Source organism: Pelagibius sp. Alg239-R121 (assembly GCF_947331435.1).
Lineage (GTDB): Bacteria > Pseudomonadota > Alphaproteobacteria > Kiloniellales > Kiloniellaceae > Denitrobaculum.
On record NZ_CAMZOF010000022.1, the window covers coordinates 1 to 12,550 of the forward strand.

Sequence of the window (12,550 nt, forward strand, 5' to 3'; positions counted from 1 at the left end):
GATCGCGGCGTGGCTGCCCGAGGGGATGGCCGTGAAACAACCTCAGGCCAAGGGCGGTAAGTCCTCGCCGCCCAAGGTTTGAACTGGCCGGGGAAGGGTCGCTCGGTTGCGTCCTTCCCCGGAAACCTCAGTGGCCGCTGTGGTCGATGTTATCTCCACGACAATAGACTTCGAAAGCCGGTTCGCTCGGTCCCGCTGCGTTGCAGCTCCTGCGGGCGCACTGGTTTCGGCTTTCTTCAGGGCGCCGCTTCCCGCTCCGCTCCTGGCAGTCTTCTCTGTTCCCTGCTCCTGCGGTTTTCTCCAGAGCAGGCTGAAGGACGGGGGGTACTGACCCCCCATCCCTGCAAGGACAATCGGCCGGGCCGTGTCCTCGCTGCGCTGCGGGCCGCACCACCCGGCAGATTCTCCCTGCTCCCTTCCCCCCCTGTTCGCCACGAGGCAAGGGATGACGCGCGGCGTCACCCCCTTTTTGGGGGATTAAGGAGGACAACACCATGGCAAAACTGACCAAAGCCCAGGCGAAAGCACATGCGCAGGCCTGCGAACTTCTGCAAAAGGACGAACTGACTTTCGAGGAAAAGTGGTTTGTCTATGAGAACTGGCAGGAAGGCGCGACCCACGAGAACGGCGCCGCCGGTGAGTTCTTTACGCCAGTTGAGTTGGCCGCTGACTTCAAGCTGGAAATTTGTGGTTCCAAGGTCATCGATCTTTGCGCGGGCATCGGTGTTTTGAGCTTCCTGCATTATCACCGCCAGACCCATACGACCCCGCCAGAGGTAACCTGTATCGATATCAACCCGGCTTACGTCGAGGTCGGCAAGAAGCTGTTTCCAGAGTCGACTTGGATTTGCGCCGATGTCTTCGACGTGGCCCGCGATCTTGGCCGCTTCGATGTCGCAATTGCCAATCCGCCCTTTGGCCGCCGCGTGAAGGCCCCGAACCTGCGCTACCAGGGTGTGGAGTTCGAATATAGGGTTATCGATCTGGCGTCGGATCTTGCAACATACGGCGCTTTCATCATCCCGCAGAAGTCGGCCGGTTTCGTTTATTCAGGCGTACGATGCCATGAACGGCGCGAGACGGCGGAATATAAGAAATTCGCCAAGGCGACCGGCCTGCACCTGGAAGCAGGTTGTGGGATCGATACGGCGATGTATCGGGACGACTGGCACGGCGTATCCCCGGCTTGCGAGATCGTCACCTGTGAGTTCCCGGAGCGCACACCGGCCCCTGCCCTGGAGTTCCAAAGCATTACCCCGCCAATGACGCGGGATCAACTGAGCCTCTTCTGAGGCTCACCACTCTTCATTGCGAATGAATCTTAGCAGTGTATCGTACGTTACAAAGTATGGAGAACGATGTGGCGCTTACCGAATCACCGACACCCCCAACCCCGACTCAGTACGGGCGATTGCAGCGGGCTTACGACAGCTTCAATGAGGAGCTATTTGCCGGGGAACTGCCGCCCTGCCTGATCACTTTGCAGCGTCAGAAGAAGGTCATGGGTTATTTCTCGCGGCAGCGCTTTGTGGCCGAAGATGGCAGCGCCACCGACGAGATTGCCATGAACCCGGAGTTCTTCGGCAAGGAACGCGTCATCGAGGTCCTGCAAACGCTCGTCCATGAGATGTGCCATCTCTGGCAGCATCATTTCGGCATTCCGGGCAGGGGCCGCTATCACAACGAAGAATGGGCCGACAAGATGGAGTCCGTCGGTCTGATGCCGTCCAGCACGGGCCGACCTGGCGGCAAGCGGACTGGTGATCGTATGAACGATTACCCCCTCGAAGGCGGCGCGTTTCTGAAGGTCGCCAAGGCTCTCTTGGGCGAGGCTTTCGACATCCCCTGGGCGGATCGCTTCTCAATCGCCGCGCCCGTCCTGCTCGATAGCAACGAGGATGGAGAGAGTGAAGACGGCGGCGGCGCGGAAGCCGCCCCAGCTCCGCGCAGCAAGGTCAAGTACAGCCACGAATGCAACGATGGCCGTGTGCTGAATGTCTGGGGCCGTCCAGGCCTGCAGCTGGTCTGCGGCGACTGTGGCAAGGTCTACGAAGCCGACATGTAGCGGAGAGCGCCGCCGGCGCTCGCTTCTCTTTCTTTCTTCATAGCAGTCGTAACAGCGGGGAAACCAAGAAAGAAGTTTTCAGCGAATCAATCGGTTGGATACTCGTACAGATGCATTCCGCGAACGTCGACAGGTGCAACAACGACGATGAGGCGGATGATATCGCCGTTCTCGTCGCAAAAGGGAAAACAGCCGCGATAAAGCTGAATGAAGCTTCGAGATTCGACCGGAACGCAGCTTGTATGAAATGAAGGCTTCCGCGTTTCGGCGACGTCGATCACATTTCTCCAACGGATTGCGATCGTTTCCCTATCGAAGACAGTGCCCAGATTCATATTTGTCAGGTTCACCGAAAATACCTGTTTAACACCCTCCCCCATGATCCGAATGACATGACCTTCCAAGGTTACATCCTGCCGCCCAATGAGCATCATCCATTGCAAGAGCCTGGCTACCCGCATGGGGTCGAAGTCTAACCAAAATGGGGCCATCGGGCAGACCGCACGATCCAACTCACTGAAGTGTTTTGCAAAAACGGCGACGGGGTGGCCGTCGCATATCTGGGACAATTCTATTGGCTTCATGGCTCTTCGAATTTCTTGACCTTCTGGATCACCTGTCTATCGACCTAGGTAAGCCGAGTCCCTTCCGACCTCAGAGACTGCGGCATACCCAGGTTTTTCAAATATGATGTGTGAAAATTAATGTTTACACGAATTTATATACGTTTAAACTTTGTTCGTTTACAAATCGTAAAATCAAGAGAGGCAACACCGAAAAGGTCCAGGATCAATAGTTCGTCTGACCGTCGTTTCCCATCTTTAGGACAAACAGTCAGACCGGTGGTCCAGGAGCAAAGAGCTCCCTGACCACCGAGTAACTTATGCGGCTCTGACTTCCTTCAAAAAATCATCGATGAGGTTACGCAGCCCACTTGTTTCGCGCGTGAGATCGTCCGTTGCTTGCGCAACCGTATCGGATGCTTCCTTAGCGCCCGATGTCGCACCGTTGACCTGCTTAATGCTGTCCGACACTTGTGTCGTATCCCTGGATGCTTCCTGGGCACTGCGGGAAATTTCGGTCGTGGCTTTGGACTGTTCATCGATTGCCGAGGCGATGGTTGTCGTGATGGTAGAGATCTCCTGAACCGTATCGGTGATCTCCTTGATCGCGTCGACGGTTTCCGTTGTCGCCCCCTGGATATTGCTAATTTGCTGGCTGATTTCCTCCGTTGCCTTGGCAGTCTGGTTAGCTAGAGACTTCACCTCGCTCGCAACGACCGCAAAGCCTTTGCCAGCGTCGCCGGCGCGGGCCGCCTCGATCGTGGCATTGAGCGCCAACAGGTTGGTCTGCTCTGCGATATCCTGGATCAGATTTACGACATCGCCAATTTTCTCCGCCGCGGCAGCAAGGCCACCCACCTTTTCGTTAGTCGCAACCGAACGTGCCGAGGCGGCGGTGATGATCCTGGTCGAATGATTGACCTGATTGCCGATTTCTTCAATGGAGCTGGAGAGCTCTTCAGCGGCGGATGCGACCGTTTGGACGTTCTCTGACGCTGCCTGCGATGCATTGGATACCGACGTCACGCTACTGGCGGATAGCTCGGCGGAAGCCGACATGGTTTTAGCACTTTCATCCAATGTCGCGGATGTGCCTTGTAGATTTCCGAGACTCAGTGAAACCTCGGAATTAAAGGAAGCGATCGTTGATTCGATCCGGTCTGCGCGGGCTTTCAGAGTTTGCCGATCTAACTGCCGCTCTGATTCAAGCTTTTGCCGTTCCGCCGCATTATCCCGGAAAACGGCCACCGATTTTGCCATGTCGCCAATCTCATCGCCGCGTTCTGCGGCCGACAAATCCAGATCCAGGTTGTCTTCACTCAATTGACGCATTGCACCGCCGATATTGTGCAGGGGCTTCAGAACCCGGCCGTAGATCGTGAAGAGCGAAAATGCAGAAACCAGTATGACAATGATCATCGCCACAGCCGAAAGCAACGCGAGTCGACCGGAGTGTGCCTCGGTGGCTTCGATCGTCGCCCGCGTTCTTGCTTCGAAAGCAACGAAAAATTTGTCGACCGGCGTCATGATGTCCGCTTTGAAGCTGTGATACTGCGGTGAATGCATCAGAGTCCGGGCGAGCTCAAAGTCGGGGTCGCCTTCGACCGTATAGTTGCCTGATCCGTCGTCGAATAGTCCCTTGACGGCATTCATGGCCTTGACTTCGAGGTTGACCAGGCCGTCTGAGTTCGCCTGTGCTTCATTGAGAAACTCAAACTCCGATTCAGTGAAGCCGGCTTGTTTCATGAGTTCATGAAGTGAGATCGTGACTGTATCAGGCCTTGGTTTTGCCATATCCGCTGCGATGAAATCCCAGTAAATCCGATGGTAATCGGCAGGCCGTGCCTTCTTACCGTTACGAATGTCGAGGATGGCAAAATACTGCTCTTCGTATTTGTCATCACCGGTGATGACATAAGTGCGCGCCAAGCGAGTCAGATCATCGGAACTTTGCCGCAGCTCATCCGCGAGCAGATAGGATTCGGCCGCAATATCGTGCGCCTGATTTACATCGGCTTGGAATGCTGTGTAGGTCCAAAGACACCCAACGAGAAACACAATTGCGACAACGTTGGCAGCAGTCAGCAGCAGGAAGGTACGCTGAATCGATAGTGAGCGAAGTTTTGACATCATGTCCTCTCGAAGAGTGTAGCGAGTTTGTGTCTTCGGACATCAAGCTCAGCATCGTATTGGGTATGCCGGAAACTCCGACCGAAATACAAATGTAAGGTTGTATTATTAATTTTTGACTAATGACGCACGCTCTTACTTTTGTGAGTTTTCCAGGCTCTGCATTAAGCCACAACGTGGTCTGTTTCATGAAAATTTTAGGCGTGCGAAAAGCTCTTTAATTCATTGTTTTACAGTTATTAAAAACTTATCAAGCGGACAAAATTGTTCAATTTGTAAGTTGAAATCGGAGATGAAGCGAGCCTTCATGGGTATAAATTTGGAACGATCAGAATAGCCACTTATGATTGTTTTATCGAACAACCTTCAGCCAAACAACTCTTGCCGTCTCCAGCTCGAAAAAAATGAATCTTGTCGCCCAGACGTTTGTCCAACGATCGACTTTGATCGAAGTTTGCCAGGCAATTTCGAACTCTCGCTTGGAAGCCAGGGTGGGGTTAGTTGCAGGTCGACCGGCCATCCGAAGATTTAAGCCGGATGCCCGCTACCGATAGTTTGGGATGATTTCGATCGGTCTGGGATTGCCGACCATTCGCACGCTTGGTGCGCCCGGTTCGTTCCAGCGAAATAGTGTGATGTGCCAAAGCCCGGGACGACGACGGGAAGGATCAATCAGCCCAAGGTGACCGGCGTTTCTCAACTCGTCGGCAGCTCCCCATGATCTCGGGATGCGTTCGGCTTCCAATTCGCATTGCCAAGGTTGGCGCGCATCTTCATAAACTGGCGCGGCTTGCGGGTTTCGCAGATCGAACAGTTTGCAGTAATCTACCTCGAAGGTGAACAGCCCCCTCGGCGGACCGCCTTCGACCACGTATTGCCCGATCGCAACCCGAGCGCTTTCTTCATTCGGACTGAGATAAAGCGCATCCTGCCCCTTTCGATTGAAGCGTGCTGGAGGGCGGCATGACCGCCCACGCTCCAAGTGTATGTCGATGTCGACCCCACTGAGCGCGATCTTTACAAATCTGCCGGAAACGTCGGTGAGCATCACCCATCCCTCACTTTATGCGGCGACGCTAAAACTGCCACACGGAAATGCAAGCAAACGTCCGCTTCTCTAATTGGGCGTTTGGGTCAAGCTCGTTTTCTTTGTTTCTTTCGGGTCATTGTCGCTCATCCGGGTCACGCTTCTCTTCGCAGTCTGATTGGTGCTCTGATAGCACTGCTGCACGCATGTGTCGGATTGGTAGTGGAGAGCCTTGCTTAGAGACGCGCTTCACGTTGCGCAGCAGCCATTTTCGGCTTCATCCACGAACCTCGTCCGGTGAGGGACGACCGCGTTCAGATATATGGTGAGCGCTTAGATCATGCCAGGCCCTCCACGGTCTCTGAGCGGAACACGGTGCCATCTGCCCACATGCGATGGAGCAGAACAGCCAGTTTGCGGGCGACGGCCACCACAGCACGGCGGCGCCCTTTGGTGCGCATCAATCGCATGCCCCAGGATTTGATCTGTGACCCAGCCATTGTGCGCTTGAGCAGTGCGTTTGCTGCCGCGTAAAGCGTTGCGCGAACATCCCGGTCCCCAGCTTTCAATACCCGGCCGGGATTGTCATGTTCGCCGGACTGATATCTTCGCGGGGTTAGTCCAAAATGCGCTGCGACCGTACGGGACCGCTTGAACCGCGTAGGATCATCAACAGCTGCCATAAAGGTCAGTGCCGCGATTGGTCCTACGCCGGGAACGGTCATCACCCGCATGCAGACCTCATCTTGGGTGGCTGCGCGTTTGACCCGCCGATCCAGCTCCAGAAAGTGCTGATACAGAACCAGTCGTGCGTCGAGCAGAGGCACGAGGGCATGAGCCAGAACCTCATCCATCTCGATCATGGGCCTGACGACGCCATCGAAGCTGCCGTGCTTCACCGTCTTGGGCAAGCGGATACCAAAGATCTTCAACAGGCCACGTACCTCGTTGGCCAGATCAATGGTCTTGCTGAGCAATGCTTTGCGTGTACTCAGCAGGGCACGGACCCCATGTGCTTCCCGGCTCTTCATATGGACAGGGCTGAACCAACCGGTGCGCAGGACTTGAGCGATGCCCCGCGCATCGTTCTTGTCTGTCTTATTGCGCATCGCTGACAGTGCCGCATTCACTTGCCGGGCTTCCATGCAAACGACGTCAAAGCCTTCACCCGTCAGACCATAGAAAAGGTGCTGGCTCATCGTACCAGCCTCAAAACCAACCCGTTCTATCGCGTGTGGAAAGGAATTCAGGTGGGCCGCAATCTCATCGACCTCACAAGGTAGTTCTCGCTCGAGTAAAACCGTACCTTTGCTATCGACAATGCAAAGCGCGCAAGACCGCAGCGAAACATCCAAACCGGCAAAGTATTCCATCTTCAACCTCCCTTGTTCACAGATATCCTGTGATCCTATCGGGAGCTCGACCTCAAATCAGGGTCAGCCCAATTACGCATGCTTGGAGCCCTTCTTCGACATTGCTGTGCGTCGCAACATCCTTCGCAAAGGGCGGATTCCGGACCTTTGCCGCAATTGCAAGAAGGTCAATGTGTCGGCAGCGAAGCGGACATGGCGTACCTGTTGAGCGCTCGGCTTCAAGGGCCTTTGAATCCAGCATTAAATTGCCTGTCCGGACCTGCCAAGCGATTGGCGGAGCGAGTTGAAACTCGCCCCACGCTAATCGGTGCCGTGCAGTCAGGGAACCTTTAAAGCTTTGCCGCCCAGGCGTCGATCCGCTTCAGAACCGGCTCATGCACCCCGCGCTTGGCCAAAGCCTGCCGCATCTTCTTGGCTTCCTCCCTGGCCTCGGTCTTGGCTCCGGAGGCTACCAGAAGCTCGGCACGCTGCCGCACCAGCCTGTGATAGCCCAAATTGTCCTGCTTCTCAGCCGAAACCACCTTGAGTGCATTCGCAGTCAACTTCAAAGCGTCTTTCACCGCCGCCCCTTTCGCCCGCGCCAGCTTGCCCTTATTGCGGTCAATCACATGGAAAGGCTTCTTCATGCCCTCGGCCAACGCCAACGCCGCCTTTGCCCCCGCCATGGTCTTGGCACAGGTCTGAACAACATTCTCCAACGCGACCCGGCCCTTCGCCAGTGTCTCGGACTGAGAACCGCCCAGCGCCATGCAAAGCCCTGCGTCGAACGAGAAGTAATCCTGTGCCAACCGGTCCTCATCGCGCGAGAATGGCATGCCCACGCGGATGCTATGCACCGGCGAGGGAATCATGCCCAATTCGTTAGTCGAATAGATCGCCCGCACCTGATATTCGCCAGGCGTCGAGAAGACATGGCCCACCCGGCCGAAAGTGATCGGTACCTCGTTGCTATGCCGCTCGGTACCCGGCGCAGAACCCGCCGGTTTCAATACCGACATTTCGGGATCGCTCAATTCGCAAAACACCGGCTCATATTCGACGATCTCACCATCGGGCTTGCGGATGAAGATCGCCACATTGCCGAAACGCGGATCGAGACGCGTGTCGATCTCCACCTCTGCCTCCCTCATCAGGTTACGCAGGCGCAGTTCCACGCTGACCGGCTCCATGAAGTCGAAGTACCCGCGCGAGCGCACCAATAACTCCACGGGCGCCTCTCCCTCGGCAGGCCCCGCCTCGGCCTCGCCATGGAAATGCAGGCCAGTCGCCCAGGCGTCGCCCCCCATGATGACCGCAGCGCGATCTCCATGACGCAGATGGATCAGTTCTTCGGGATCGAATGTGAACTCGAATTTGTCCCAGAAGTCGATCACATACCGCGGGTAATTCATCCATGACAGAGCATTGGGGCGGCTCTTGTTCCGGGAATGCACGAAGTTGAACGCATGCCCCGCCTCATGGACCCAGGTGTATAGGAACTGCCGCATGGCCCAAGCCTCGGCCTGGTTGGAGGGTGCGCCATTGGGCAGGTTGTTGAACCAGGAATGCTCGCGAAAGACCGCAAAGCCCTGGCGTTCGGGCGCATCGCCCGCGCCACCATAGGCGGCGGCGGCGTCGAACATGATCCCAGCCGTTCTGACATCGTCGTAGCGCCCGCAAAGAAGCCCCCACATATGCCATTTTGGCCAGGTACCAGGCATCTGCGAGAATGCCCCGTCCATGGCGTCATGCAGCTCGGCCGGCGACCAGGCGTCGAAGCTTGCCGCGCTGTCATCGATCACGCTCGACGGGTAATTCAGCGACATGCCGATCCCAGCCTCGGCATAGGCTCTTTCCATCCCCAGATCGCGCCTTGCGATACCGGCGGGACGATCAGTATGGGAATGGCTATCATAGGCCGGCAGGATCGTTCCGGCATTCACTGAACTGGCCACGTCGACCTCCAGCGTCAGATCCCGGAAATTCTCGGAACGTCGCGCGCATTCATAGACGTCGCTGCCTCTGGAGTAAGTGAATTTCGCCGTCGCGGGGCCTGCAGGCCGGAACGTGCGCCAGGGTATCTTAAGATGGAGTTGTGTTGCTGGCTGCTTGCCTTTCCAGAAGGTCACAGCCCCGGTAATCGTGACGCTGCAGCGTGACCATTTGATACGAGGGCTGTGGACGATCCAAGAGCGTTCATAGACGCGCCAGCGCCGTCGGCTGAAGATGTAGACCCTGTAGATATCGCCACTGACCTTATCGAGCACGTCAGAATTCCGGCCCCGCGGATCGATATCCACCCGCAGATCCAGTTCTTTCTGGCCTGCACTCGGGCTGGTCATTTCGCCCTCATAGCGCCCGCTCACCGAGCCGATCCGGTAACACCGCCACCAGATCGGGTCGTTCAGTCGGGCGGGCCGGAACCGGTCAATCGGTACAGGCTGCAGGGAACCGTCTGCTTCCGCCTGAAGCTCTGCGATCAGATCGTCGTCGAATTCATGGACCGCTTCCCCGAAATCTTGGGTACTGTCATCGTCATGCATCTGAATGCTCCCGCAAAATGACGGGCGCTCAACAAGCTGGAACTTAAGACGTCACACGCCAGAAAACCCGCGGCAGAACGTTAATTGGTCGGGCATGAAGGCGTGAAGCAACCTACCGAGAGACCCGAAAATGGATTGACAAAATGGAACCTGAATCTTCCTATGTAGGGCAAGCCTACCACAATTTTTGCGCGATCTCCACAATAGATACTCCATTTGCGCCAGGCGGCGCCCACAGTTGGCACTAGGGCGGCAGGTTTCAGCGCTTCGAAAGCAAGCCGGGCCGTCGGGGCACTGCAAACGGCTCTGTTGCAAATTTCTGTTCCTGGTGCGAGAAGCAGCTTTTTCAGATTAGGCTGTTGATTTCATGAGTGCATTCAAAGGTCGTCATTTCAGAGGAGAGATCGTGTTATGGGCAGTTCACTGGTATTGCCGGTATGGGATCAGCTACCGCGATCTTGAACAGATGATGGCCGAACGCGGCGTGCGCGTTGATCACACCACGATCTACCGGTGGGTTCAAACCTATGCTCCTGCAATGGAAAAACGGCTGCGCTGGCAATGGCGCCGACCAGCTTCGGGCAGTTGGCGGGTCGATGAAACCTACATCAAGGTCCGCGGAAAATGGACATATCTCTACCGGGCGGTGGACAAATTCGGCAACACCATCGACTTCTATCTCTCTCCCACACGGAATACCAAGGCGGCGAAGCGGTTCCTTGGCAAAGCCTTGAGAGGTCTGAAAGACTGGGAAAAGCCCCATACAATCAATACCGACAAGGCGCCGACTTATGGCGCGGCCATTTCCGAGCTGAAAACCGAAGGCAAATGCCCCGAAGAAACCGAGCATCGCCAGGTGAAGTATCTCACAGATGTGTTTGACAAGACTTTTTGTAGCCTTACGCTGACCAAGATTGTTCACGCAGTCTTTGGTTTTTCTATCCCGTCTAGGGTCCCCGAGCGTCTCATTGGCAATTGCTGTTTCCATTTGGCGACAAAGCGACGGTAGACCTCTTCGGCATGACCGATTGCTTCTCTCTCGCTATCGCGCACCAATTGTTTGCTGTAGTCCGCGGCGGATCCCTTGCTCCTGCCGCCACGACAAGATGGGTAGCCGGCAGCCAACTCCAGCTTTCGAAGCTTCCAGTCCATCAGTGCTGGGCGGCTCCAGGTATAGTCTTCGTCTTTGGTCAATAAGTGCCAGATGATAACGCTCAGCTTACGCGCAGTCGCAACCGCGGCGACCTGTTTGCCACGCTTATCCCGGATCCGTATGAAAAAGGCGCGTAGAGGGCCAGGTGCGCGGGAGATGACCCATGCCGCCTCAACCAGCATCGATCGCGCATGAGACCGACCTTGTTTGGTGATACGGCCGTGGTAGGCGGGCTTGTCACCGGACTGTCGGACCCGTGGATTGAGCCCGAAGTAGCTGACAAGCTTCTCTGGCGACGGGAACCGGGCGATATCGCCGATCGCCGCCACGATACTAAGTGCGACAGTGACATTGACGCCGGTGATCGTCATCAGTCTCTTGACGCGTGGTTCCTGAAGTGCCGTCAGTGCGAGGCTTTTGTCGATTTGAGCGAGTTCATTTGCAAGCCGGTCGAGTTCGCCGGCATGCCGAAGGACAAGGCGCTGCTGATCCTCTGCAAGTGGCTGAGCCTCGAGCCAGGTCCTGCCGCGCTTTGAAAACAAGGCACCTCCATAGGGCGGGATCAAGTTGGCATGCAGAACTGAGTGTATCCGGTTCTTGAGACGGGTCATCTGAGAGACGAGTTGCGCCCGTTCGGCCACGACGCGGCGAAGCGTCTCGGTTTCCTCGTCCGGCATCCAGACTTCAGGCAGAAATCCACTCGCATGGAGTTTGGCCAGCACCGCCGCGTCGATTTTGTCGGTCTTGACCTTGGCCCAGGCGATGGCCCGCACCAAGAGAGGGTTGGCGATAACCACCCGACGTACAAACGGTGATAGTATTCGCACGATCGCACTGGTGTTACCTGTTGCCTCAAGGACGATCTCATCGTCCGCTCTGAGCGTCTTGGCAAACTGCAGGAGACGATCACGTTCGAGGTCGACGCGTCCAGCATCCCAGATCTCACCCTTCTCCAAGATCGCCATTTGCGCGAAGGTTCGATGGACATCAAGGCCAATGGTTCGCATTCTCCGCTCCTTTCCAAGGTCAGTAACCAAAGGAGCCAGCGGGCTACACGACAACTACGGATCCGCGCTCGCAGCGCAACCGGGCAAGTCGAAGGGGCGGCCAGATAACAACTCGAGCTCGCAGCTCATGAGATACTTCGGCCTGCCCGCCTTACGTGCTCCCGACACCCCAATCCCGGTGGGCGGATGTTAGCCGATCCAACCGCGTTGCAAAATGCGGATTGGCGCGTCGCGCTCATACATGCCTGATAACAACATTGTCGAGGCCGATCACGGCAAGCTGAAACAGCTGATCCGGCCGGTGCGTGGTTTCAAAACGTTGAAGTCCGCCTACGCGACAATCAAAGGGTTCGAAGTCATGCGTGCCCTGCGCAAGGGTCAGGCTGGCATGTTCAATTTCTCAAACGATGTCCTCGGTGAGACACGTATTGTCGAGAGAGCCTTCGGTATCGGTCCATGTGCCCTGTCTGAGGCGGTCACAATACTCGAAAACCATCTTCAGGACGCCAAAGCTTAAGTAAGAGCCCCGGTAGGGGCGGAATATGTCCAAATGCAACATTTGCAACAGAGCCGTTCAGGCCGTCATAGAGAAAGGCCTCCTTACGGTTCCGGGTCAGATCGTTGCGTTCCTGGAGATTGCCCAGGGTATCGAACACAAAGCTCAGGTTCTGGATGCTGGTGCCGCCCTGGGCGATCTGGATGTGTGATCG

The 12,550-nt window shown here is 56.2% G+C and carries 10 protein-coding genes and 1 pseudogene; 5 read left to right on the forward strand and 6 right to left on the reverse strand.

Annotation, left to right across the window (positions count from 1 at the left end; all coding sequences use genetic code 11):
- The first annotated feature begins 494 nt into the window (after positions 1-494).
- Together QMZ18_RS36040 and QMZ18_RS36045 are read left to right on the forward strand one after the other, a co-directional pair.
- On the forward strand, positions 495-1,292 hold the full coding sequence (locus QMZ18_RS36040; RefSeq protein WP_282611287.1) for a methyltransferase: 798 nt from the start codon (positions 495-497) through the stop codon (positions 1,290-1,292).
- A gap of 68 nt (positions 1,293-1,360) precedes the next feature.
- Complete coding sequence (locus QMZ18_RS36045; protein ID WP_282611288.1) at positions 1,361-2,065, forward strand: SprT-like domain-containing protein; 705 nt, start codon at positions 1,361-1,363, stop codon at positions 2,063-2,065.
- 86 nt (positions 2,066-2,151) lie between these two features.
- Here the strand turns inward: QMZ18_RS36045 and QMZ18_RS36050 are convergent, their stop codons facing one another.
- The 5 genes from QMZ18_RS36050 to QMZ18_RS36070 all read right to left on the reverse strand — a co-directional run bounded on the left by QMZ18_RS36050 (position 2,152) and on the right by QMZ18_RS36070 (position 9,680).
- Positions 2,152-2,649, reverse strand: a complete 498-nt coding sequence (locus QMZ18_RS36050) for a hypothetical protein (RefSeq protein ID WP_282611289.1) — start codon at positions 2,647-2,649, stop codon at positions 2,152-2,154.
- 297 nt (positions 2,650-2,946) lie between these two features.
- Positions 2,947-4,761: a methyl-accepting chemotaxis protein gene (locus tag QMZ18_RS36055; RefSeq protein WP_282611290.1), complete on the reverse strand. Its 1,815-nt coding sequence runs from the start codon at positions 4,759-4,761 to the stop codon at positions 2,947-2,949.
- A 541-nt stretch (positions 4,762-5,302) separates the two neighbouring features.
- Positions 5,303-5,806: an RES family NAD+ phosphorylase gene (locus tag QMZ18_RS36060; RefSeq protein WP_282611291.1), complete on the reverse strand. Its 504-nt coding sequence runs from the start codon at positions 5,804-5,806 to the stop codon at positions 5,303-5,305.
- A gap of 317 nt (positions 5,807-6,123) precedes the next feature.
- Complete coding sequence (locus QMZ18_RS36065) at positions 6,124-7,158, reverse strand: IS110 family transposase (RefSeq protein ID WP_282611292.1); 1,035 nt, start codon at positions 7,156-7,158, stop codon at positions 6,124-6,126.
- 329 nt (positions 7,159-7,487) lie between these two features.
- Positions 7,488-9,680, reverse strand: coding sequence for a hypothetical protein (locus QMZ18_RS36070; RefSeq protein ID WP_282611293.1), 2,193 nt, complete (start codon positions 9,678-9,680; stop codon positions 7,488-7,490).
- Positions 9,681-10,047: 367 nt separating this feature from the next.
- On the opposite strand from QMZ18_RS36070, the gene QMZ18_RS36075 reads away from it, so the two are divergent.
- Positions 10,048-10,689 carry an IS6 family transposase gene (locus tag QMZ18_RS36075; protein ID WP_282611294.1) on the forward strand — a complete coding sequence of 214 codons (642 nt, stop codon included), beginning with the start codon at positions 10,048-10,050 and terminating at the stop codon, positions 10,687-10,689.
- On the opposite strand, the gene QMZ18_RS36080 is transcribed toward QMZ18_RS36075, so the two are convergent.
- On the reverse strand, positions 10,599-11,840 hold the full coding sequence (locus QMZ18_RS36080; protein ID WP_282611295.1) for an IS110 family transposase: 1,242 nt from the start codon (positions 11,838-11,840) through the stop codon (positions 10,599-10,601). The genes QMZ18_RS36075 and QMZ18_RS36080 overlap by 91 nt on opposite strands.
- Positions 11,841-12,075: 235 nt before the next feature.
- On the opposite strand from QMZ18_RS36080, the pseudogene QMZ18_RS36085 reads away from it, so the two are divergent.
- Both QMZ18_RS36085 and QMZ18_RS36090 read left to right on the forward strand, forming a co-directional pair.
- A pseudogene (locus QMZ18_RS36085) lies at positions 12,076-12,357 on the forward strand (DDE-type integrase/transposase/recombinase); the annotation flags it as partial.
- A 25-nt stretch (positions 12,358-12,382) separates the two neighbouring features.
- A complete protein-coding gene (locus QMZ18_RS36090; RefSeq protein ID WP_282611296.1) occupies positions 12,383-12,547 on the forward strand; it encodes a hypothetical protein in 165 nt (54 codons plus the stop codon).
- Positions 12,548-12,550: the final 3 nt, after the last annotated feature.

Bases quoted from the DNA above. Each gene is read 5' to 3' on its own strand.
- QMZ18_RS36060 (WP_282611291.1), bottom strand. From the start codon at position 5,806: ATGCTCACCGACGTTTCCGGCAGATTTGTAAAGATCGCGCTCAGTGGG.
- QMZ18_RS36090 (WP_282611296.1), top strand. From the start codon at position 12,383: ATGTCCAAATGCAACATTTGCAACAGAGCCGTTCAGGCCGTCATAGAG.
- QMZ18_RS36065 (WP_282611292.1), bottom strand. From the start codon at position 7,158: ATGGAATACTTTGCCGGTTTGGATGTTTCGCTGCGGTCTTGCGCGCTT.
- QMZ18_RS36055 (WP_282611290.1), bottom strand. From the start codon at position 4,761: ATGATGTCAAAACTTCGCTCACTATCGATTCAGCGTACCTTCCTGCTG.
- QMZ18_RS36070 (WP_282611293.1), bottom strand. From the start codon at position 9,680: ATGCATGACGATGACAGTACCCAAGATTTCGGGGAAGCGGTCCATGAA.
- QMZ18_RS36050 (WP_282611289.1), bottom strand. From the start codon at position 2,649: ATGAAGCCAATAGAATTGTCCCAGATATGCGACGGCCACCCCGTCGCC.
- QMZ18_RS36075 (WP_282611294.1), top strand. From the start codon at position 10,048: ATGAGTGCATTCAAAGGTCGTCATTTCAGAGGAGAGATCGTGTTATGG.
- QMZ18_RS36040 (WP_282611287.1), top strand. From the start codon at position 495: ATGGCAAAACTGACCAAAGCCCAGGCGAAAGCACATGCGCAGGCCTGC.
- QMZ18_RS36080 (WP_282611295.1), bottom strand. From the start codon at position 11,840: ATGCGAACCATTGGCCTTGATGTCCATCGAACCTTCGCGCAAATGGCG.